Annotated in this window: 17 protein-coding genes; 9 read left to right on the top strand and 8 right to left on the bottom strand. The window is 73.7% G+C overall.

Features of this window, described 5'->3' with window-relative positions; all coding sequences use genetic code 11:
- The first annotated feature begins 5 nt into the window (after nt 1–5).
- Both KBX63_RS23140 and KBX63_RS23135 read left to right on the top strand, forming a co-directional pair.
- Entirely contained in the window at nt 6–371 is a 366-nt protein-coding gene (locus KBX63_RS23140) for a DUF742 domain-containing protein (RefSeq protein ID WP_210914050.1), read from the top strand.
- Complete coding sequence (locus KBX63_RS23135; protein ID WP_210914049.1) at nt 352–975, top strand: ATP/GTP-binding protein; 624 nt, start codon at nt 352–354, stop codon at nt 973–975. Before KBX63_RS23140 ends, KBX63_RS23135 begins: the two co-directional genes overlap by 20 nt.
- Before the next feature lie 52 nt (nt 976–1,027).
- Here KBX63_RS23135 and KBX63_RS23130 read toward each other — a convergent pair whose 3' ends face one another.
- Genes KBX63_RS23130 through KBX63_RS23110 form a run of 5 tightly spaced genes read right to left on the bottom strand, consistent with a single transcriptional unit; the run spans nt 1,028 to nt 8,550 of the window.
- The gene (locus KBX63_RS23130) at nt 1,028–2,116 is read right to left on the bottom strand and encodes a uroporphyrinogen-III synthase (protein ID WP_210914046.1); all 1,089 of its coding nucleotides are present in this window, start codon (nt 2,114–2,116) and stop codon (nt 1,028–1,030) included.
- Nucleotides 2,116–2,463, bottom strand: coding sequence for a nitrite reductase small subunit NirD (gene nirD / locus KBX63_RS23125; protein ID WP_210914045.1), 348 nt, complete (start codon nt 2,461–2,463; stop codon nt 2,116–2,118). The genes KBX63_RS23130 and nirD overlap by 1 nt, the downstream gene beginning before the upstream one ends.
- On the bottom strand, nt 2,460–5,015 hold the full coding sequence (nirB, locus tag KBX63_RS23120; RefSeq protein WP_210914041.1) for a nitrite reductase large subunit NirB: 2,556 nt from the start codon (nt 5,013–5,015) through the stop codon (nt 2,460–2,462). Before nirB ends, nirD begins: the two co-directional genes overlap by 4 nt.
- Nucleotides 5,012–6,448, bottom strand: a complete 1,437-nt coding sequence (locus KBX63_RS23115; RefSeq protein WP_210914036.1) for an FAD-dependent oxidoreductase — start codon at nt 6,446–6,448, stop codon at nt 5,012–5,014. The genes nirB and KBX63_RS23115 overlap by 4 nt, the downstream gene beginning before the upstream one ends.
- On the bottom strand, nt 6,445–8,550 hold the full coding sequence (locus KBX63_RS23110; RefSeq protein ID WP_247662939.1) for a molybdopterin oxidoreductase family protein: 2,106 nt from the start codon (nt 8,548–8,550) through the stop codon (nt 6,445–6,447). Before KBX63_RS23110 ends, KBX63_RS23115 begins: the two co-directional genes overlap by 4 nt.
- Before the next feature lie 353 nt (nt 8,551–8,903).
- Between KBX63_RS23110 and KBX63_RS23105 the strand changes: the two genes are divergently transcribed.
- From KBX63_RS23105 to glmM, 6 genes are all read left to right on the top strand, one after another.
- Entirely contained in the window at nt 8,904–9,161 is a 258-nt protein-coding gene (locus KBX63_RS23105) for a DUF6364 family protein (protein WP_210914027.1), read from the top strand.
- A complete protein-coding gene (locus tag KBX63_RS23100) occupies nt 9,151–9,444 on the top strand; it encodes a hypothetical protein (protein ID WP_074314529.1) in 294 nt (97 codons plus the stop codon). Before KBX63_RS23105 ends, KBX63_RS23100 begins: the two co-directional genes overlap by 11 nt.
- 166 nt (nt 9,445–9,610) lie before the next feature.
- Nucleotides 9,611–10,993: an MFS transporter gene (locus KBX63_RS23095; protein WP_210914023.1), complete on the top strand. Its 1,383-nt coding sequence runs from the start codon at nt 9,611–9,613 to the stop codon at nt 10,991–10,993.
- Nucleotides 10,994–11,203: 210 nt separating this feature from the next.
- Nucleotides 11,204–11,647 carry a 50S ribosomal protein L13 gene (rplM, locus tag KBX63_RS23090; RefSeq protein ID WP_210914021.1) on the top strand — a complete coding sequence of 148 codons (444 nt, stop codon included), beginning with the start codon at nt 11,204–11,206 and terminating at the stop codon, nt 11,645–11,647.
- A gap of 20 nt (nt 11,648–11,667) precedes the next feature.
- Nucleotides 11,668–12,141, top strand: coding sequence for a 30S ribosomal protein S9 (rpsI, locus tag KBX63_RS23085; RefSeq protein ID WP_074314527.1), 474 nt, complete (start codon nt 11,668–11,670; stop codon nt 12,139–12,141).
- Between the two features lie 116 nt (nt 12,142–12,257).
- Nucleotides 12,258–13,616 carry a phosphoglucosamine mutase gene (glmM, locus tag KBX63_RS23080; protein WP_210914015.1) on the top strand — a complete coding sequence of 453 codons (1,359 nt, stop codon included), beginning with the start codon at nt 12,258–12,260 and terminating at the stop codon, nt 13,614–13,616.
- Between the two features lie 116 nt (nt 13,617–13,732).
- Here the strand turns inward: glmM and KBX63_RS23075 are convergent, their stop codons facing one another.
- Nucleotides 13,733–14,926 (bottom strand): pyridoxal phosphate-dependent aminotransferase, encoded by a 1,194-nt coding sequence (locus tag KBX63_RS23075; RefSeq protein ID WP_210914012.1) that lies wholly within the window; start codon nt 14,924–14,926, stop codon nt 13,733–13,735.
- Nucleotides 14,927–15,125: 199 nt separating this feature from the next.
- Here KBX63_RS23075 and glmS point away from each other — a divergent pair, with 199 nt between their 5' ends.
- Nucleotides 15,126–17,039, top strand: coding sequence for a glutamine--fructose-6-phosphate transaminase (isomerizing) (gene glmS, locus KBX63_RS23070; RefSeq protein WP_210914007.1), 1,914 nt, complete (start codon nt 15,126–15,128; stop codon nt 17,037–17,039).
- Nucleotides 17,040–17,126: 87 nt separating this feature from the next.
- Here the strand turns inward: glmS and KBX63_RS23065 are convergent, their stop codons facing one another.
- On the bottom strand, nt 17,127–18,806 hold the full coding sequence (locus tag KBX63_RS23065; protein WP_307871806.1) for an alpha/beta hydrolase: 1,680 nt from the start codon (nt 18,804–18,806) through the stop codon (nt 17,127–17,129).
- Nucleotides 18,803–19,099 carry a hypothetical protein gene (locus KBX63_RS23060; RefSeq protein WP_210913996.1) on the bottom strand — a complete coding sequence of 99 codons (297 nt, stop codon included), beginning with the start codon at nt 19,097–19,099 and terminating at the stop codon, nt 18,803–18,805. Before KBX63_RS23060 ends, KBX63_RS23065 begins: the two co-directional genes overlap by 4 nt.
- Nucleotides 19,100–19,217 lie beyond the last annotated feature (118 nt).

Below are 19,217 nucleotides of genomic sequence, written 5' to 3'. Positions count from 1 at the left end.
CCGGGATGGACCAACGACGCGCTGACCCGCGCGGCGAACTGGTGCGTCCCTATGCGGTCACCCGTGGTCGTACCGAACCCCGGCAGGACATCGCCCTCGAGGCGGTCCTCACGGCTTCTCCCACCCAGGTCGCCGAGTCCCGCTTCGCCGGGCATGACAAGCACCGAATCGCCACGGTCTGTGAAGGCCGGGCACAGTCGCTGGCGGAAATCGCCGCGTACACCCGGATGCCGCTCGGCGTCGCCCGGGTACTGGTCGCCGACATGGTGGCCGAGAGCCTGCTGACGTTACACACTGCTGCTCCCGCCGAGGGGTTCGAGGAGCGGATGGAACTGCTTGGAAGGGTGCTAAGTGGACTTCGCAGGCTATGACCCCGCCGGGGGGCGGCAGAGCCCGGGAATCGTCTCCGCGAAGATCGTCGTCGCGGGCGGCTTCGGCGTCGGTAAGACGACGCTGGTCGGGTCGATCTCCGAGATCACACCGCTGACCACCGAGGCGGTGATGACCGCGGCCGGTGTCGGCATCGACGACCCGTCCAAGGTGCCGGGCAAGGAGACCACCACGGTCGCCATGGACTTCGGCCGTATCACCATGGCTCAGGACCTGATCCTGTACCTCTTCGGCACACCTGGCCAGACCCGGTTCTGGTTCATGTGGGACGAGATCATCCGGGGGGCGGTGGGTGCTGCCGTGCTGGTGGACACCCGCCGGATCACGGACGCCTTCGCCCCCCTGGACTACTTCGAGAACCGCAACCTGCCGTACGTGGTGGCGCTGAACCGGTTCGACGGCGCTCCCCAGTACGAGCTGGAGGAGGTCCGCGAGGCGCTGGCCATCTCGCCGCAGGTGCCGCTGGTGATGACCGACGCCCGGCACCGGGAGTCGGTCAAGCAGGTGCTGGTGACGGTGGTCGAGCACGCCATGCTCCGGCTCCAGGCCGAGCACGGCCGGGGTTCCCCCACGCCGGTCGGCTGATCCGTCGCGGCCCGCGGCCGGCACACCCCGGCCGGCGGGGGGCCGCGACGCGTCAGTCGACCCGGAGCCGGTAGCCGCGCTTGACCACGGTCTGCACCACGTGGGGAGCGCGCAGGCCGGCCCGGAGTCGGGCCACGGCCATCTCCACCGCGTGCTCGTCCGCGCCCCGGGGCAGGGTCCGCAGCAGCGACGTGCGGGACAGCACCCGACCGGGGGACTGGGCCAGCGCACGCAGCACCGCCATCGGGGCGGGGGCGAGCGGGCGCAGCTCACCGTCGATCACCGCGGCGTGCCCACGCAGGGTGAGCAGGTGCCCGCCGGCCTTGAACGTCGTCGTCCGGCGGGGCAGTTCGTCGACGATGGTCCGCACCAGCGCGCCGAGCCGGGCCCGGCTGGGCGCGCTGACCGGCACCCCGAGCCGCAGCAGCGGCTCGGCGGTCACCGCGCCGACGCAGCTGGCCAGCACGTCGCCACGGAACGCGGACAGCACCGCGTCGGTACGGTCCCCGGCCGCCCGCAGCAGCGCCACGGCCGCCGGTGCCGAGGTGAACGTCACCGCGTCCACCAGCCGGCCGGCGATCAGGTCGATCAGCCGGTGCAGCGGCGCCGGGTCGGTCGGCGGCGCCCAGCGGTAGACCGGCACCTCGATCACCGTGGCCCCGGCCGCCTCCAGCGCGAGCGTGCAGTCCGGCTGCCGCTCGCCGTGCAGCTGCATGGCGATCACCTGCCCAGCCACCCCGCGCCGCCGCAGGTGGTCGACCACCTCGTCGCAGCTCTCCGAGGCGGGTGACCACTGGTCGTGCAGGCCGGCGGCCCGGATCGCGCCGCGCGCCTTCGGGCCTCGGGCCACCACGTACGACCCGGCCAGCACCGAGCGCAGTGGCTCGGCCAGCCCCCAGCCCTCGGCCGCCTCCAGCCACCCGCGCATGCCGATGCCGGTGTTGGCCATCAGGATGTCCGGCGGCCGGTTCAGGCAGGCGCGGGTCGCCTCGCGCAGCTCGGTGTCGTCGGACAACGGCACGATCCGCAGTGCCGGGGCGAGAACCACCCGGGCACCCCGCCGCTCGAGCAGCGTGGCCAACTCGTCGCGCCGCCGGTCGGCGGTCACCCCGATGGTGAAGCCGGCCAGTTCCTCCCGCATCAGGCCTCCTGCCGCAGCCGCACCTCGACCAGCCCGTCCCGGCAGCGCACGTCGTGCCGGGCCACGGCCACTCCGGGCAGGTCGAGGCAGCGCCCGGTGCGCAGGTCGTACACCTGCTTGTGCAGCGGCGAGGCGACGGTCGGCACCGCGCCGCGGCTGCCCACGATGCCGCGGGACAGCACGTACGCGCCGCTGACCGGGTCCTGGTTGTCGATGGCGAACAGCCCGTCCGCGGTCCGGAAGAGTGCCACCTGCACGCCGTCGACCAGGGCGGCGACGCCCCGGTCGGGCTCCAGCCGGTCGACCCGGCAGACCCGGGTCCAGGTCAGCGTGGCGGTCCCGCTCATCGCCGCACCTCCGGCAGGCCCAGCGCCACCGGCTGCCGCCGTCGGCCGGCCTCGGCCGGTTCCCGTTCCCGACCGCGCCGCCGCTCTTCGTTCGGAGCGGTAAGCGCCGGCACCGGTTGGCCCCGCTCCAGGGCGAAGGTGATCGACGGGTCGGGCACGTCCGGGGCGTTGACGAAGGAGGTGAACCGGCGCAGCCGCTCCGGGTCGTTCAACACGTCCCGCCACTCGTCCGAATACGACGCGACGTGCCGGGCCATCGCCGTGTCGAGGTCGGCGCAGAGCCCCAGCGAGTCGTCGACGATGACCGACCGCAGGTGGTCGAGGCCGCCGTCCATCGCCTCGATCCAGCCGGCGGTGCGTTGCAGCCGGTCGGCGGTGCGGACGTAGTACATCAGGAATCTGTCGATCAGCGTAACCAGCGCTTCTGTGGACAGGTCAGAGGCGAACAGGTCGGCGTGCCGGGGCCGGAAACCGCCGTTGCCGCCGACGTACAGGTTCCAGCCGGTCTCGGTGGCGATGACGCCGAAGTCCTTGCTGCGCGCCTCGGCGCACTCCCGGGCGCAGCCGGAGACCGCCGACTTGATCTTGTGCGGTGCGCGTAGCCCCCGGTAACGCAGCTCCAGCGCGACGGCCAGCCCCACCGAGTCCTGCACCCCGTACCGGCACCAGGTCTCGCCGACACAGGACTTCACCGTGCGCAGCGCCTTGCCGTACGCGTGGCCCGACTCGAAGCCGGCATCCACCAGCCGCCGCCAGATCTGCGGCAACTGCTCCACCCGGGCTCCGAACAGGTCGATCCGCTGGCCACCGGTGATCTTCGTGTAGAGCTTGAAGTCCCGGGCGACCTCGCCGATGACGATCAGCTTCTCCGGGGTGATTTCACCGCCGGGAACCCGGGGGACCACCGAGTAGCTACCGTCGCGTTGCAGGTTGGCCAGGAAGTGGTCGTTGGTGTCCTGTAGCGACGCCTGCTCACCGTCGAGCACGTGCCCCGCGCCCAACGAGGCGAGGATCGACGCCACCACGGGCTTGCAGATGTCGCAGCCGCGCCCCCGGCCGTGTTCGGCGACCAGCCGGGAGAAGGTGCGGATGCGGCGTACCCGGACGATCTCGAACAGCTCGCGCCGGCTGGCGTCGAAGTGCTCGCAGAGCGCGGTGGACTGCGCCACGCCGGCCGCGTCCAGGAGCTGCTTCAGCATCGGCACGCAGGAGCCGCAGCTGGTGCCGGCCCTGGTGCACGCCTTCAACGCCGGCACGTCCGCGCAGCCACCGGCGATGGCGGCGTCCACGTCGCTCCGGGTCACCGCGTTGCAGGAGCAGACCTGGGCAGCGGCGGGCAGCGCGCCGGCGTCCGCGCCACCGTCCGGCGCGAGCAGCGCCAGCGGGGCGGCCGGCAACGGGCCACCCACGCTGGCCCGCAGCGTCGGGTACGCGCTGGCGTCACCGACCAGCACCCCGCCGAGCAGGGTGCGCGCGTCGTCGGAGAGGACCAGCTTGGCGTAGACCCGGGTGGCCGGGTCGGTGAACGTGACATCCAGGCAGCCCGGGGTCGCGCCGTGCGCGTCGCCGAACGAGGCCACGTCGACGCCGAGCAGTTTCAGCTTGGTGGCGGTGTCCGCGCCCGGGAAGGTCGCCGTACCGCCGAGCAACCGGTCGGCCACCACCTCGGCCGTCGCGTACCCCGGGGCGACCAGGCCGTGGCAGGTGCCGTCGACCGCCGCGCACTCGCCGACCGCCCAGATCCGCTCGTCGGCGCTGCGGCAGGTCGCGTCGACCAGCACCCCGCCGCGCGGGCCCAGCGGCAGGCCAGCGGTCCGCGCCAGTTCGTCCCGGGGCCGGATGCCGGCGGCCACCACCACCAGCTCGGCGTCCACGGTGCGGCCGTCGGAGAGTTCCAGGGCGGCGACCGCGCCGTCCGGACCGGGCCGGATCGCGGTGGTGGCCACCCCGAGGTGGGTCCGCACGCCCAGCTCCTCGACGTAGCGGCGGAGCATCGCACCGCCGGCCGGGTCCACCTGCACCGGCATCAGCCGGGGTGCGAACTCGACCACGTCGGTGCTCAGGCCGAGCAGCCGCAGGGCGTTCGCCGCCTCCAGCCCCAGCAGCCCGCCGCCGATCACCGCCCCGGCCCGCCGGCCCCGCGCGTACGCCCGGATCGCCGCCAGGTCGTCCAGGGTGCGGTAGACGAAGACTCCGGGCAGCTCCGCGCCGGGCACCGGCGGCACGAACGGGTACGACCCGGTGGCCAGCACCAGCGCGTCGTACCGGTGTTCGCCGTTGGCCGTGCTGACCACCCGACGGTCGCGGTCGATCACGGTGGCCGGCTCGCCGAGGCGCAGCCGCACCCCGTCGTGCGGGGTGTGCAGGTTCAGCGCGTCCGCGTCCACGCCGTCGAAGAACGCCGAGAGCCGCACCCGGTCGTACGCCGGTCGGCTCTCCTCGGCGAGCACCGTCACCCGCCACCGCCCGTGCGGGTCGCGGGCCCGCAGCGCGTCCACGAAGCGCTGCCCGACCATGCCGTTGCCGATGACGATCAGATCGCCGCCGTTCATCGCGTCACCTCCACCGAATCCGCCTGCGAGAGCCAGTCGACGATGCCGGCGACGGCGTCCCGGCAGCCGCCGCAGCCCGTGCCGGCCCGGGTCGCCGCCAGCACGGCGTCGACGCTCCGGGCGCCGGAGCGCCAGCAGCTCACCAGGGCGCCCTTGGTCACGGTGTTGCACTGGCAGACCGTGGCCGAGTCCGGCATCAGCGCCGGAGAGGCGGCCGGCGCCGTGCCGGCGGTGCCAGAGGCGCGGCCCAGCAGCAGGGACCGCCGGTCGGTCGGAACCGGCTGGCCCCGGTCGAAGAGCTGGATCACCGTGCCGATCGACGGGTTGTCGCCGAGCAGGATGGCGCCGGTCAGCCGCTCGTCGCGGATGCGCAGCCGCGCGTACGTGCCCCGGGCCGGGTCGGTGAAGGTCAGCTCCTCGTCCGGACCGTCGCCGGTGGCGTCGCCCATCGCGGCCAGGTCGATCCCGGCCGCCTTGAGCCGGGTCACCGCCGGCCGGGGCCGGTAACGGGCCAGCGGTTCGGCGCCGCTGAGCACCTCGGCCAGCACCCGTGCCTGGGCCCAGGCGGGGGCGACCAGCCCGGTGAGTGCGCCGTCGTGCTCGGCGCAGTCGCCGATCGCCGAGATCCGCCGGTCACTGGTGCTCAGCCGGTCGTCCACCACCACGCCGCGACGCACGGTCAGGCCGGCTTCGGCGGCGAGCGTGGTGTCGGGGCGTACCCCGCAGGAGAGCACCAGCAGGTCGGCGTGGAGCGACCGGCCGTCGGCCAGTTCGAGGCGGACGCCGGCGGCGTGCGCGGCCACGCCGGTCGCCGGCACGGCCAGCTGGATGGTGACGCCCAGGCCGGCGAGCGTGCCGGCGAGCACCGCGCCGGCGGCCGGGTCCAGCTGCCGTTCCATCAGGTGCCCGGCGGGGTGGACCACGGTTGTCGCCAGCCCGCGGGTGGCCAGCCCGCGGGCGGCCTCCAGGCCGAGCAGTCCGCCGCCGAGGACCAGTGCGCTGCGCGCGCCGTCGGCCACCGCGAGGATCCGCCGGCAGTCGTCCAGGGTGCGGAACGGCACCACCCGGCGCGGCAGCTCCCGGGTCAGGCCGGGCAGCGGCGGCACCACCGCCCGGCTGCCGGTGGCCAGCACCAGGTGGTCGTAGCCGATCCGGTCGCCGTCGGCGGTGCGGAGCTCCCGGCAGGCCCGGTCGATGCCGGTCACCGGCACGCCGGAGCGCAGGTCGCTGCCGTGCCCGGCGGCCTCGGCCAGCTCCACGTCCTGCTCGCCGATCCGGCCGGCCAGCAGCGCGGAGAGCATGATGCGGTTGTACGCCCGGTGCGGTTCCGCCCCGAGCACGGTGACCTTCCGGTCGCCGGCGCGGGCGTGCAGCTCGGCGGCGAGCCGTGCGCCCGCCATCCCGTTGCCGACGATCACCACGCGTTCGGTCATGCCCTCTCCACCCGCACGGCGCAGATCTTGAACTCGGGCATCCCGGAGATCGGGTCCACCGCGTCGTTGGTGACCGAGTTGGCGCGGGCGGGGCCCGGCCAGTGGAACGGCGCGAAGACGGTGTCCGGCCGGATGGTCGGGCTGAGCCGCGCCGGCGCCCGCAGTTCGCCCCGCCGGGAGGTGACCCGCACCGGGTCCCCGTCACCGATGCCGAGCCGGGCGGCCAGGTCGGGATGCAGTTCGACGAAGGCGTCCGGGGCGGCCCGGCGCAGCCCGTCCACCCTGCGGGTCTGGGTGCCGGACTGGTACTGGGCGAGCACCCGACCGGTGGTGAAGTGCAGCGGGTACTCGTCGCAGACCGGCTCGGCGGCGGGGCGGTGGTCCACCGGATGGAACCGGGCCCGCCCGTCCGGGGTGGCGAACCGGTCGGTGAAGAGCCGTGGTGTGTCCGGCCCGTCCTCCGTGGGGCAGGGCCAGAAGACACCGTCGGCGGCGTCGATCCGGGACCAGCTGATTCCGGCGTAGTCGGCCGGCCCACCGGCGGAGGCCCGCCGCAGTTCCGCGAAGACGACGGCCGGATCGGCGTGATCCGCCGCGCCCGCCGCGTCGGGCTTCCCATTCGAGCCCCCGGTTAGGAAGGGCCCCTTCCTATGCTCAGGCCGATAAGAAGGGTCCCTTCCTTGCATCATCTGGAGGCGGGTGGTCAGGTCGGCGAGGATGGCCAGATCGGTGCGGACGCCCGGCGGGGGAGGGCGGAGCGCCCGTCGGCGCAGCACCCGGCCCTCCAGGTTGGTCATGGTGCCGTCCTCCTCGGCCCACTGCGCGGTGGGCAGCACCACGTCGGCCAGCGCGGCGGTCTCGGACAGCAGCAGGTCGGCCACGACCAGCAGGTCGAGCCCGCGCAGCCGGCGTTCGACGTGGGTCGCCCGGGGTGCGGACACCACCGGGTTGGAGCCGAGCACCAGCAGCGCCCGCGGCCCGCCCGGCGTGCCGAGCGAGTCGAGCAGCTGGTACGCCGGCACGCCCGGGCCGGGCAGCTCGTCGGCCGGTACGCCCCAGACCCGGGCGACGTGCTCCCGCGCGGCGGGGTCGTCGATGCGCCGGTAGCCGGGCAACTGGTCGGCCTTCTGCCCGTGCTCCCGTCCGCCCTGGCCGTTGCCCTGGCCGGTCAGGCAGCCGTACCCGGAGCCGGGGCGGCCGGGCAGGCCGAGGGCGAGGGCGAGGTTGACGTACGCGGTGACGGTGTCCACGCCCTTGGCGTGCTGTTCAGCGCCGCGCGCGGTGAGAATGATCGCCCGTCCGGCGGTGCCCAGGGCCCGGGCGGTCGCCTCCAGGTCGGCCACCGGCACGCCGGAGAGCTGTTCCGCGCGGGCCGGCCACCAGGCCGCCACGCTGCGCCGGACCGCCGCGAAGCCGGTGGTCCGCTCCGCGACGTACGGCCGGTCGATCCAGCCCTCGGTGAGCGCGATGTGCAGCAGCGCGTTGGCCACCGCTAGGTCGGTGCCCGGCAGCGGTTGCAGGTGCAGGTCGGCCTGGCGCGCGGTGGCGGTGGCCCGGGGGTCCACCACGATCAGCCGACCACCGTTGCGGCGCTGCTCGGTCAGCCAGCGGACCAGCGGCGGCATGGTCTCCGCCGGGTTGGCGCCGACCAGCAGCAACGTGTCGGCCCGGCCCAGGTCGGCGAGGGGGAACGGCAGCCCGCGGTCGACGCCGAAGGCGCGCAGGCCGGCGGCCGCCGCGGAGGACATGCAGAACCGTCCGTTGTAGTCGATGTGCCGGGTGCGCAACGCGACCCGGGCGAACTTCCCCAGCGCGTACGCCTTCTCGTTGGTGAGCCCGCCGCCGCCGAACACGGCGACCGCGTCGTGCCCGGACTCGGATTGGACGGCGCGGATGCCGGTGACGATCCGTTCCAGCGCGGCGTCCCAGCTGGCCGGGCGCAGTTCGCCGCTGGCCGGGTCGCGCAGCAACGGGGTGGTCAGTCGTTCGGGGTGGTCGAGCAGCTCGGCGGCGGTCCAGCCCTTCTGGCACAGCCCGCCCCGGTTGGTGGGGAACTGGCGGGGGAGCACCGTCACCCCGTCGGCATCCTCGCGCAGCAGCATGCCGCACTGGAGGGCGCAGTACGGGCAGTGCGTCGCCGCCTCCCGGGGTGGGAGCCCCGGGGGAGTTGCCGAGCGTGCACCGTCTGTCATGTCGGGAAAGCGTGCCGCCGAGCGGTTTCCGGTCCGGGTCCCGTCTGTTTCGGTCCTGTCAAGTGGGGCTCACACCGCACCGGGGCAGAGGGCCTGATGGTGGGGCGGCATCCACTGTCTGAAATGTGAGAAAGTTGTCTCGATGCTTGGGAGTGCGCGCGCTGACCCGTGCAACAACGCCGGAATGTGCGTTTCGACGCCGGTGGTGACCTGCACGGTCGCGAGGATGACTGACAGTCATGCCGATGGGTAGTCTCACCGGCATGACTGCCAAGGTGACCCTGTCGTTCACAGACGAGACGATCGAGGAGGCCCGACGGTTCGCCAAGCGCGAGGGGCTGTCGCTCTCCGCGTGGATGGACCAGGCCGCCCGGGAGAAGGCGCTGCGCGAGGTCTTCACCGCGCACGCCGCCGCCGTCAGCCGCGCCGGCCTGGACCTGGAATCCGCCGCCCTCGCCGACGCCCGCGAGGTGGGCATGGTCGACGACCTGCTCTTCCGCGGCCGGCCGCGTGCTGCGTAGGGGTGAGGTCTGGCGCATCGAGGGCGCCCGCGAACGCCTCGGACTCGTGATCAGCTCGGACGTCTACAACTCCACCGACGTGCCCATCGTGATCGTGGTCGAGGTGGTCGAGGAGTCGCTGCTGCGGGACTCCCCGCTCGCCGTGTCGATGGGCCGGTACGTGGTGATGCCCGACCGGCTCTCCTCGCCGATGAAGAAGTGGTTCACCGACTGCGTGGATGTCGCCGACACCGACACCATGCTCCGGGTCGGTCGCGCGCTGCGCATCCTCCAGCAGCTCTGACCGCGGACCGCGGCTCGCCGCCCGGCCGGGGTCGTGCCGCGCTGCCTCACCGTCGCCGCCGGCCCGCGGTGCGGCCCTCGTTTCCGCGCCGACCCGCGACGGGCACTGCCCGGTAACCCGGTGTTCCTAGCGTTCCCCCTGGTCACACCGACGAGGAGGAGCCGCAGTGAGCACGCTCACCAGCACCACAGTCACCGCCGCCCCGCCGGGCGTCGCCGGGCGCCGGCGCGACCTCGCCGACTGGCGCCCCGAGGACCCCGACTTCTGGCGGACGACGGGCGCGCCGATCGCCCGGCGCAACCTCTGGGTCTCGATCTTCGCCGAGCACGTCGGCTTCTCGGTGTGGAGCCTCTGGTCGGTGACCGTGCTCTTCCTCGGCCCCGAGTACGGCATCGACCCGGCCGGCAAGTTCCTGCTCACCGCCGTGCCAGCCGCGCTGGGCGCGGTGCTGAGGCTGCCGTACACGCTGGCGGTGGCCCGCTTCGGCGGGCGACGGTGGACCATCGTCAGCGCGCTGCTGCTGCTGGTGCCAACCGTGCCGATGACGGTGCTGCTGGAGCCGGGCGTGTCGTACCCGACCCTGATGGTGCTGGCCTGCCTGACCGGGGTCGGTGGCGGCAACTTCGCCTCCTCGATGGCGAACATCAACCTGTTCTATCCGCAGCGGCTCAAGGGCCGGGCCCTCGGGCTCAACGCGGGCGGCGGCAACCTGGGCGTACCCGCGGTGCAACTGGTCGGGCTGGCGGTGCTGGCCACCGCCGGGGCCGCGTACCCCCGGCTGGTGCCGGCGGTCTACCTGCCGCTGATCGTGCTGGCCGCGCTGGCGGCGGCCCGGTGGCTGGACACCGTCCCCGGGGCCCGGAACGAGCCCGGCGCGCTGCGCGCGGCGGCCCGCGACCCGCACACCTGGATCATGTCGGTGCTCTACATCGGCACCTTCGGGTCGTTCATCGGGTTCGGCTTCGCCTTCGGCCAGGTGCTCCAGCTTCAGTTCGCCGAACGCTTCCCCACCCCGGTCGACGCCGCCTGGCTGACCTTTCTCGGCCCGCTGGTCGGCTCGCTGGTCCGGCCGCTGGGCGGGCACCTCGCCGACCGGCTGGGCGGGGCCCGGGTGACCTTCTGGAACTTCGTGGCGATGGCGGCCGGCGCGGGCGCGGTCCTGTACGCGGCCCGGGAGCACTCGTTCGCGCTCCACCTGGCGGGGTTCCTCGCCCTGTTCGTCTTCTCCGGCGTCGGCAACGGCTCCACGTACAAGATGATCCCGGCGATCTTCCGGGCCCGGGCGGCCGAGGCGGTGTCCGGCGGCCGGTGCGATCCGGCGTCCGCCGCGCGCTGGGCGCGGCGGATGACCGGCGCGCTGATCGGCGTCGCGGGGGCGGTGGGCGCCTTCGGCGGGGTCCTGGTCAACGTGGCGTTCCGCCAGTCGTTCCTCACCTCCGGCACGGCCGACGCCGCCTATCTCGCGTTCATCGGGTGGTACGCGCTCTGTTTCGCGGTGACCTGGGTCGTCTACCGCCGGCGGGGGGCGGCCCGGCTGGCCGGCGTGTGAGCTGTGCCATGATGGGCTGCGCCGGCATACGCGGCCGTACCCCCGTTTTGACCTGCTGATGGGGCGCCGGGTATCGTTGCCTGCTGTTGTACGACATCCAGAGGCGTGCCCCATCAGGTACGCTTGGTCGTTCGTGCGCGCTGGTCCGGCCTGCAAGATCTGGTCACCTCGGCGCGCGACCCCAGACCGACGACGAGACAAGGTAGACCTGTGCGTACGTACAGCCCGAAGCCGGGTGAGATCGAGCGTCAGTGGCACGTCATCGACGCCTCTGATGTCGTGCTGGGCCGCCTGGCCACCCACGCCGCCACGTTGCTGCGTGGTAAGCACAAGCCGACTTTCGCGCCGCACGTCGACACGGGCGACTTTGTCGTCATCGTGAACGCGGGCAAGGTTGCGCTGACCGGCAACAAGCGCCAGACCAAGATCGCCTACCGCCACTCCGGTTACCCGGGTGGTCTGAAGCAGATCGGCTACGAGGAGCTGCTGACCAAGCGCCCCGAGCGGGCCATCGAGCTGGCCGTGAAGGGGATGCTCCCGCACAACAAGCTCGGCCGTCAGCTGATCAAGAAGCTGAAGGTCTACGCCGGTGCCGAGCATCCGCACGGCGCGCAGCAGCCGATGCCGTTCGAGATCAAGCAGATCGCGCAGTGAGCGCGGGCGAAGGAAGCAGCATGACCGACATCACCGAGACCGAGGTCGCCCCGGAAGCCCCCGAGGCCACCGAGGCGCCGGCGCCCGTCGCCCGCGCGCCTCGTGGTGACCGGCCGATCCAGACCGTGGGCCGCCGCAAGGAGGCCATCGTCCGGGTCCGTATCGTTCCGGGCACCGGCAAGATCACCTGCAACGGCCAGGACCTCGAGGCGTACTTCCCGAGCAAGGTGCACCAGCAGCTCATCAAGGACCCGCTGGTCACCGCCGAGAAGCCCGAGCAGTTCGACGTCATCGCCAACCTGCGTGGCGGCGGCACCACCGGGCAGGCCGGTGCGCTCCGGCTGGGCATCGCCCGCGCGCTGATCATCAACGATCCGGACGACCGCCCGGCCCTGAAGAAGGCCGGCTTCCTCACCCGGGACGCCCGGGTCAAGGAGAGCAAGAAGTACGGCCTCAAGAAGGCCCGTAAGGCTCCCCAGTACTCGAAGCGCTGATCTTCACCAGCGCGTTGTACTTCTGACGGACGGCCGGTCCGCCTCCCCTCGACCGGGGAGGTGGCCGGCCGTTCCGCTTTCTCCTCATCGGCAGTGCTCATCGGAGGTTGGCGGGTATGAGTCGGTTGTTCGGCACGGACGGCGTACGCGGGCGGGCGAACGCGGATCTCACCCCCGAGTTGGCGCTCGCGGTGGCGGTGGCCGCCGCGCACACGCTCGCCGAGACGGACCGTAGCCATCGGCCGCTCGCCGTGGTCGGCCGGGACACCCGGGCCAGTGGCGAGATGCTGGAGGCGGCCGTGGTTGCCGGGCTGACCAGCGCCGGCGCCAACGTCGTCCGGGTCGGCGTGCTGCCCACCCCGGCCGTGGCCTTCCTCACCGCGGAGGCCAAGGCCGACCTCGGCGTGGTGCTCTCGGCCTCGCACAACCCGATGCCGGACAACGGGATCAAGCTCTTCGCCGCCGGCGGCCACAAGCTGCCCGACGAGATCGAGTTGCAGATCGAGGCCGCCGTGGAGGCAAACGCCACCACCGCCTGGGACCGCCCGATCGGCGCCGGCATCGGCCGGGTGCACGACCTGCTCGACGGCGCGGACCACTACGTCCAGCACCTGGTCGGCGCCGTGCCGCACCGGCTGGACGGGATCAAGGTCGTGGTCGACTGCGCCAACGGCGCGGCGGCCGAGGTCGCACCGGTCGCCTACCGGGAGGCCGGCGCGGAGGTCGTGGCGATCCACGCCGAGCCGGACGGCCTGAACATCAACGACGACTGCGGCTCCAACCACATCGAGGCGCTGCGCGAGGCCGTGGTTGAGCACGGCGCCCACCTGGGCATCGCCCACGACGGTGACGCCGACCGCATCGTGGCGGTCACCGCCGACGGCGACGAGGTCGACGGCGACCAGGTGATGGCCATCCTCGCGCTGGCCATGCGGGATGCCGGCACGCTCACCCAGGACACCCTTGTCGCGACCGTGATGAGCAACCTCGGCCTGCGCCTGGCCATGTCCGCGCAGGGCATCCGGCTCATCGAGACGAAGGTCGGCGACCGGTACGTGCTGGAGGAGCTGCGCGCCTCCGGGCTGGCGCTCGGCGGCGAGCAGAGCGGCCACATCGTCATGCCCGCGCACGCCACCACCGGCGACGGGGTGCTCACCGGTCTGCACCTGATGGCCCGGATGGCGGCCACCGGCCGACCCCTGGCCGAGCTGGCCTCGGTCGTCACCAGGCTGCCCCAGGTGCTGATCAACGTGCCGGTCGGCGACCGCACCGTCGGCGCCGCCGCGCCGGCCGTCCGCGCCGAGGTCGAGCGGGCCGAGGCGGAGTTGGGTGAGACCGGTCGGGTGCTGCTGCGCCCGTCGGGCACCGAGCCGCTCGTCCGGGTCATGGTCGAGGCGGCCACCGAGCAGACCGCCCGGTCCGTCGCCGAGCGGATCGCCGAGCTGGTCCGCACCGCCAGCCCCGCCGGGGTGTAGCGCCTGCGGCCTCCGGGCCGTCCGGTCGAACGCGGGTCCTGTGGAGCTGAGTCGTCCACGACATCAGCTCCACAGCGACCCGACGGCGGGCACGCCGGCCAACCGGAGGGTGGGCGTCAGGTGGTCGAGAGCTGGCGGAGCCGGGTCACCGCCTCGGTCAGCACCTCGGGGCGCTTGCAGAAGGCGAACCGGACCAGTCGCCGTCCCGCCTCCTGATCGTCGTAGAAGACCTGCGTCGGCACCGCCACCACGCCGCAGCGCTCCGGCAGCGAACGGCAGAACTCCACCCCGTCCCGACCGCCGAGGGCGGTGACGTCGGCGGTGACGAAGTACGTCCCCTCCGGCACCAGCACCTCGAACCCGGCATCGGTGAGGCCGCCGACGAGTTGGTCGCGGCGCTGCTGGAGCCCGTCCCGGAAGCCGGTGTAGTAGTCGTCCGGCAGCGCCAGCGCCACGGCGACCGCCGGTTGCAGCGGTGCGGCGTTGACGAAGGTGAGGAACTGCTTCACCCGCAGCACCGCCGAGACCAGCGCCGCCGGACCGCTCGCCCAGCCGACCTTCCAGCCGGTGCAGGAGAACGTCTTGCCGGCCGAGGAGATGCGCAGCGTCCGTTCCCGCATCCCGGGCAGGCTGGCCAGCGGCACGTGCGGGCTCGCCGCGTCGGTGAAGACCAGGTGCTCGTACACCTCGTCGGTGACCGCGTACGCGCCGTGCTCCTGGCACAGCTCGGCGACCAGCGCCAGCTCGGTCGGGGTGAAGACCTTGCCGGTGGGGTTGTGCGGCGAGTTGAGCAGCACCAGCCGGGTACGTGGACCGAACGCCGCGCGCAGCTCGGCCGGGTCGAAGGCGTACCGGCCGTCGGCGGCGGGGCGCAGCGTGACCGGCCGCCGGACCGCGCCGGCCAGCGCGATCGAGGCGGCGTACGAGTCGTAGTACGGCTCGAAGCAGACCACCTCGTCGCCCGGCTCGCAGAGGGCGAGGATGCTGGCCGCGACCGCTTCGGTCGCGCCCGCGGTGACCACGATCTCGCCGTCCGGGTCGTACGCCAGGTCGTGGAACCGCCGCTGGTGAGCCGCGACCGCCGCACGCAGGGCGGGGATCCCCGGCCCGGGCGGGTACTGGTTCTGCCCGCCGCGCAGCGCCTCGGCCGCGGCGGCCAGCATCTCCGGCGGGCCGTCGGTGTCCGGGAAGCCCTGACCGAGGTTGACCGCACCGGTCCGTACGGCGAGGGCGGACATCTCGGCGAAGATCGTCGTGCCGAACGGCCGCATCCGGGCCACCAGCGGGTCGACATCGGTGCTCGTCGTCACCTGAGCCAGCCTACGTGCCGGCCGGTTGCGGCCGTGGTACGCGGGTAGGCAGGGGAGCGGTGAACGCCCGCGTTGTCGTACGCCTGGCCGGCGATCCGGCCAGGTAGGGGCAGTGCGTCGGACGTTCGCTCAAACGCAATGTTCGTTTAGCCGACTTTCGAGCAACCATCGTGAGCGAAACTGGGTTAGGCTGCGGGCCATGTGTGGAATCGTGGGATACGCGGGCGCGCGCCCCGCACTCGGCATCGTGCTCGACGGGCTGCGGCGGCTGGAATACCGCGGCTACGACTCGGCGGGCGTCGCGATCGTCTGCGACGACCAGCTGCTGACCGAGAAGAAGGCCGGCAAGCTGGCCAACCTGGAGAAGGTGCTCTCCGAGCGGGCCGCCGACGACCCGACCTCCTGCGCCTCCAGCCCGATCGGCATCGGTGACGGCACCACGGGCATCGGGCACACCCGCTGGGCCACCCACGGCGGCCCGACCGACCGCAACGCCCACCCGCACCTCGCTCCCGACGGGCGGGTCGCGGTGATCCACAACGGCATCATCGAAAACTTCGCCAAGCTGCGCGCCGAGCTCGAGGCCGACGGAGTCCAGTTCACCAGCGACACCGACACCGAGTGCGCCGCCCACCTGCTCTCCGCCGCGCTGGCCGACCTGCGCGCTGCCGGCCAGCCGGACAGCCCGCAACTGCTCGCCGCCGGCATGCGCGTGGTCTGCCAGCGGCTGGAGGGTGCGTTCACCCTGCTCGCGGTGGACGCCGCGGTGCCCGGTGCGGTCGTCGGCGCCCGGCGCAACTCTCCGCTGGTGGTCGGCCGGGGCGACGGGGAAAACTACCTGGCCAGCGACGTGGCCGCGTTCATCGAGCACACCCGGGACGCGGTGGAGCTGGGCCAGGACCAGATCGTCCTGATCACCGGCGACAGCATCGAGATCACCGACTTCGAGGGCCAGCCCGCCACCGGCAAGGACTTCCACATCGACTGGGACTCCTCCGCCGCAGAGAAGGGCGGATACGACTGGTTCATGCTCAAGGAGATCGAGGAGCAGCCGCAGGCCATCGCCGACACGCTGCTCGGCCGGCTCACCGAGACCGGTGAGATCGCCCTCGACGAGGTCCGCCTCAGCGACCAGGACCTGCGCGACGTCGACAAGATCTTCATCGTGGCCTGCGGCACCTCCTACCACGCCGGCCTGGTCGCCAAGTACGCCATCGAGCACTGGACCCGGATCCCCTGCGAGGTGGAGCTGGCCAGCGAGTTCCGCTACCGCGACCCGGTGCTCGACCGGTCCACGCTGATCGTGGTGATCTCGCAGTCCGGCGAGACCATGGACACCCTGATGGCGCTGCGGCACGCGAAGGAGCAGAAGGCCCGCGTGCTGGCCATCTGCAACACCAACGGCTCGACCATCCCGCGCGAGTCCGATGCCGTGCTCTACACGCACGGCGGGCCGGAGATCGCGGTCGCCTCCACGAAGGCGTTCCTCACCCAGGTGGTCGCCTGCTACCTGATCGGCCTGCACCTGGCCCAGGTGCGCGGGATCAAGTTCGCCGACGAGGTCGGCGCGGTGGTCGCGCAGCTCCAGGAGATGCCGGGCAAGCTGCGCGAGCTGCTGGACCGGATCGAGCCCGTCCGCGAGCTGGCCCGCGAGCTGAAGTCCGAGCCGACCGTGCTCTTCATCGGCCGGCACGTCGGCTACCCGGTGGCCCTGGAGGGCGCGCTGAAGCTCAAGGAGCTGGCGTACATGCACGCCGAGGGCTTCGCCGCCGGCGAGCTGAAGCACGGCCCGATCTCGCTGATCGACAAGGGCACGCCGGTGATCTGCGTGGTGCCCTCGCCGGTCGGCCGGGGCATGCTGCACGACAAGGTCGTCTCCAACATCCAGGAGGTGCGGGCGCGCGGCGCGCGGACCATCGTGATCGCGGAGGAGGGCGACGAGGCCGTCGTCCGGTACGCCGATCACCTGATCTACGTGCCGCGTACGCCGACCCTGCTGGCCCCGCTGGTCACCACGGTGCCGCTCCAGGTGCTCGCCGCCGAGATCGCCGCCGCCCGGGGGCACGACGTCGACCAGCCGCGCAACCTGGCCAAGTCCGTCACCGTCGAGTAGCCGACCCCGACCACCGACCCGGGCCCTGGACGTCGCACCACGCGGCGACCGGGGCCTTCGTCGTGCCTGACCTGGCCCGTCGCGCGATCAGCGGCCCAGGACGATGCGGGCCATGCCGTCCAGCGCCGGGTTGTCGGGGTCCCAGTAGCCGACATGGCCGTGCCGCCCACTGGGAAAGGTCCGCCCGCCGAAGCCCGGGCCGGCCGGGTCCCGACCGAACCACAGCTCGTGCTCGCCGCGCCCGGTCAGGCTGAGCGCGGCGGCAAGCGGTGACGTGTTGAGCAGCACCTGCCGGGCCAGGTCGTCGGGGGGACGGGTCAGCCGGATCACGTCGTCCGGTGCGCTACTCGCCCAGACCTGGCCGGGCGGAACGCCCAACTCGGCGGCCTGCGCGACGCCGACCCCCGGTGAGCCGACGAAGACCAGGGCGTCGGCGGCCAGCCCGTGGTCCCGGGCGGCCATGCCCACCACCAGCGACCCGTAGCTGTGCCCGAGCACGGTCTGCCGGGCCGGCGGCCCCTCGTGGCTGGCCCGCAGCCCCTCCTGGAAGCGGTGCAACGCCGGGCCGGCGTCCCGGGCCTGACCGGCCGTGGCCGCCTCGTGCAGGAAGTCCGGGGCGTCGTAGTCCAGCCAGAGCACCGCGGCGGTCTGCTCGCCCGGGTCGAGCGTGGCGCACCGGCCCAGCACGCGCGCCACCCGGGTCAGCTCGCCCGGCGCGTCATCGAGGCCGGCGGTCATCCCCGGCACGTAGGTCACCACCCGGTCGGCCTGGTCCGGGTCGCCGAGCGAGACCACCACCCGCCCCTCGCCGGTCGGGTCCAACCCGAGCAGGTAGGCCCGGGGGGCCTGCGGCCCGGCCAGCCGGTCGGCGAGCGCGTCCAGACCGGCCAGGCGCGCCTCGATCCGACGCAGCCGCAGCGCGCCGACCGGCCCGGGTGGCACGCGGGACAGCAGCCGCCGCCGCTCGGCGACGAGCTCCTCCCGCCGGGCCCCGAGCAGCAGCCGGTTGGCCTGGTCCCGAGCTGCGACCGGTACGCCGTCGAGCCGCCCGACCAGCGTCGGCTCGTGCCCCACCAGCCACCGGCGCTGCGCCGGGGTCAGCCCGGCCCACCACGCCCGGACCTCGACCGGGACCGCGCCCGGCGCAGGCCGGCCGGGCGGCGGCGGTGCCTGCCAGCCGTCGACGGCCGCCGCGGCCAGCTCGGCCAGCCGGGCCGTCGCGGCCCGGTCCGCCGCACCGGCCAGCTCCAGCGCCGCCCGTAGCGCCGCCGCGACCCGGGCTGCCGCCGCCCCGTCCCGCTCACTGGGTGGCCGTGACCGGGCCGGATCGGCGCCGACCCGCCCCTGCCGGTCGATCAGCAGCCCCGCTCCCTCCGCCAACGCCACCGCCGCGGCCAGCCGGCCCTTCGCCACCGCCAGCCGACCGGCGAACTCGGCGAGCACCTGATCGGCCTCGATCAGCGCGGGTGCGATTGACGCCAGCTCGCCGCGCAGCCCCGCGAGCCGCCCGTCGGCCGCCATCGCCGCCCGGCCCGACCAGGCGACGCGCAGCGCCCTCGCGTCCGTGCCCAGCTCGCCGGCCCGCCTCTCGACCAGCGTGGTCAGCCCGGCCCACGCGGCTCCGGCGGCCTGCCACGCCCCTGGATCGGCCGCCCAGAGCTGGGCGTAGCCGACCGCGAGCGCCGGCGGGTTGGCCCCCTCCACCGCGACACGTCCCCCGGCGCCCGCCGGCCCGGCGTCCGTGCGCAGGCGCGTCGGCGCGGTCACCGGGGTAGCGCGGCGAGCCGGCGGGCGGCCCGGTCGTCCACCGCCCGGTAGGACTCCACCGCCGTCCGGACCGCACCGCCCGTCACCGCCACCAGGCCGCCGAGTCGCCCCAGCCAGCCGTGCACCGCCGACTCCAGCCCCACCAGCGCCGCGCCGGCCGGCCAGTCAGGCGCCGACACCACCAGCCCGGGCACCCCGACCAGCCCGTGCGCCAGCCGGTACGCGTCGTCGTCCAGCGCCCGGGCCACCCCACGCAACAGCTCCGGTCGGACCGTCAACGGCTCCTCTGTCATCCCCACACCCCCGCGTGCGATCGGCATCGACGTGTCGACGGTAGGTGGGGCACGAACACCCCGGAGGGCCCTGTGGACAGCCTCCGGCGGCTGTCCACAGGCGTTGCCCACCGCGTGG

The sequence above is a fragment of the Micromonospora sp. U21 genome (assembly GCF_018070045.1).
Taxonomy (GTDB): domain Bacteria; phylum Actinomycetota; class Actinomycetes; order Mycobacteriales; family Micromonosporaceae; genus Micromonospora.
This window is presented reverse-complemented; position numbering and strand designations above follow the sequence as displayed.

What these genes read in the sequence shown, in the direction of transcription:
- glmS (WP_210914007.1), top strand. Translation starts at nt 15,126, where the DNA reads ATGTGTGGAATCGTGGGATACGCGGGCGCGCGCCCCGCACTCGGCATC.
- nirB (WP_210914041.1), bottom strand. Translation starts at nt 5,015, where the DNA reads ATGAACGGCGGCGATCTGATCGTCATCGGCAACGGCATGGTCGGGCAG.
- rpsI (WP_074314527.1), top strand. Translation starts at nt 11,668, where the DNA reads ATGACCGACATCACCGAGACCGAGGTCGCCCCGGAAGCCCCCGAGGCC.
- KBX63_RS23130 (WP_210914046.1), bottom strand. Translation starts at nt 2,116, where the DNA reads ATGCGGGAGGAACTGGCCGGCTTCACCATCGGGGTGACCGCCGACCGG.
- glmM (WP_210914015.1), top strand. Translation starts at nt 12,258, where the DNA reads ATGAGTCGGTTGTTCGGCACGGACGGCGTACGCGGGCGGGCGAACGCG.
- KBX63_RS23115 (WP_210914036.1), bottom strand. Translation starts at nt 6,448, where the DNA reads ATGACCGAACGCGTGGTGATCGTCGGCAACGGGATGGCGGGCGCACGG.
- KBX63_RS23060 (WP_210913996.1), bottom strand. Translation starts at nt 19,099, where the DNA reads ATGACAGAGGAGCCGTTGACGGTCCGACCGGAGCTGTTGCGTGGGGTG.
- KBX63_RS23105 (WP_210914027.1), top strand. Translation starts at nt 8,904, where the DNA reads ATGACTGCCAAGGTGACCCTGTCGTTCACAGACGAGACGATCGAGGAG.
- KBX63_RS23110 (WP_247662939.1), bottom strand. Translation starts at nt 8,550, where the DNA reads ATGCTGCTGCGCGAGGATGCCGACGGGGTGACGGTGCTCCCCCGCCAG.
- nirD (WP_210914045.1), bottom strand. Translation starts at nt 2,463, where the DNA reads ATGAGCGGGACCGCCACGCTGACCTGGACCCGGGTCTGCCGGGTCGAC.
- KBX63_RS23140 (WP_210914050.1), top strand. Translation starts at nt 6, where the DNA reads ATGGACCAACGACGCGCTGACCCGCGCGGCGAACTGGTGCGTCCCTAT.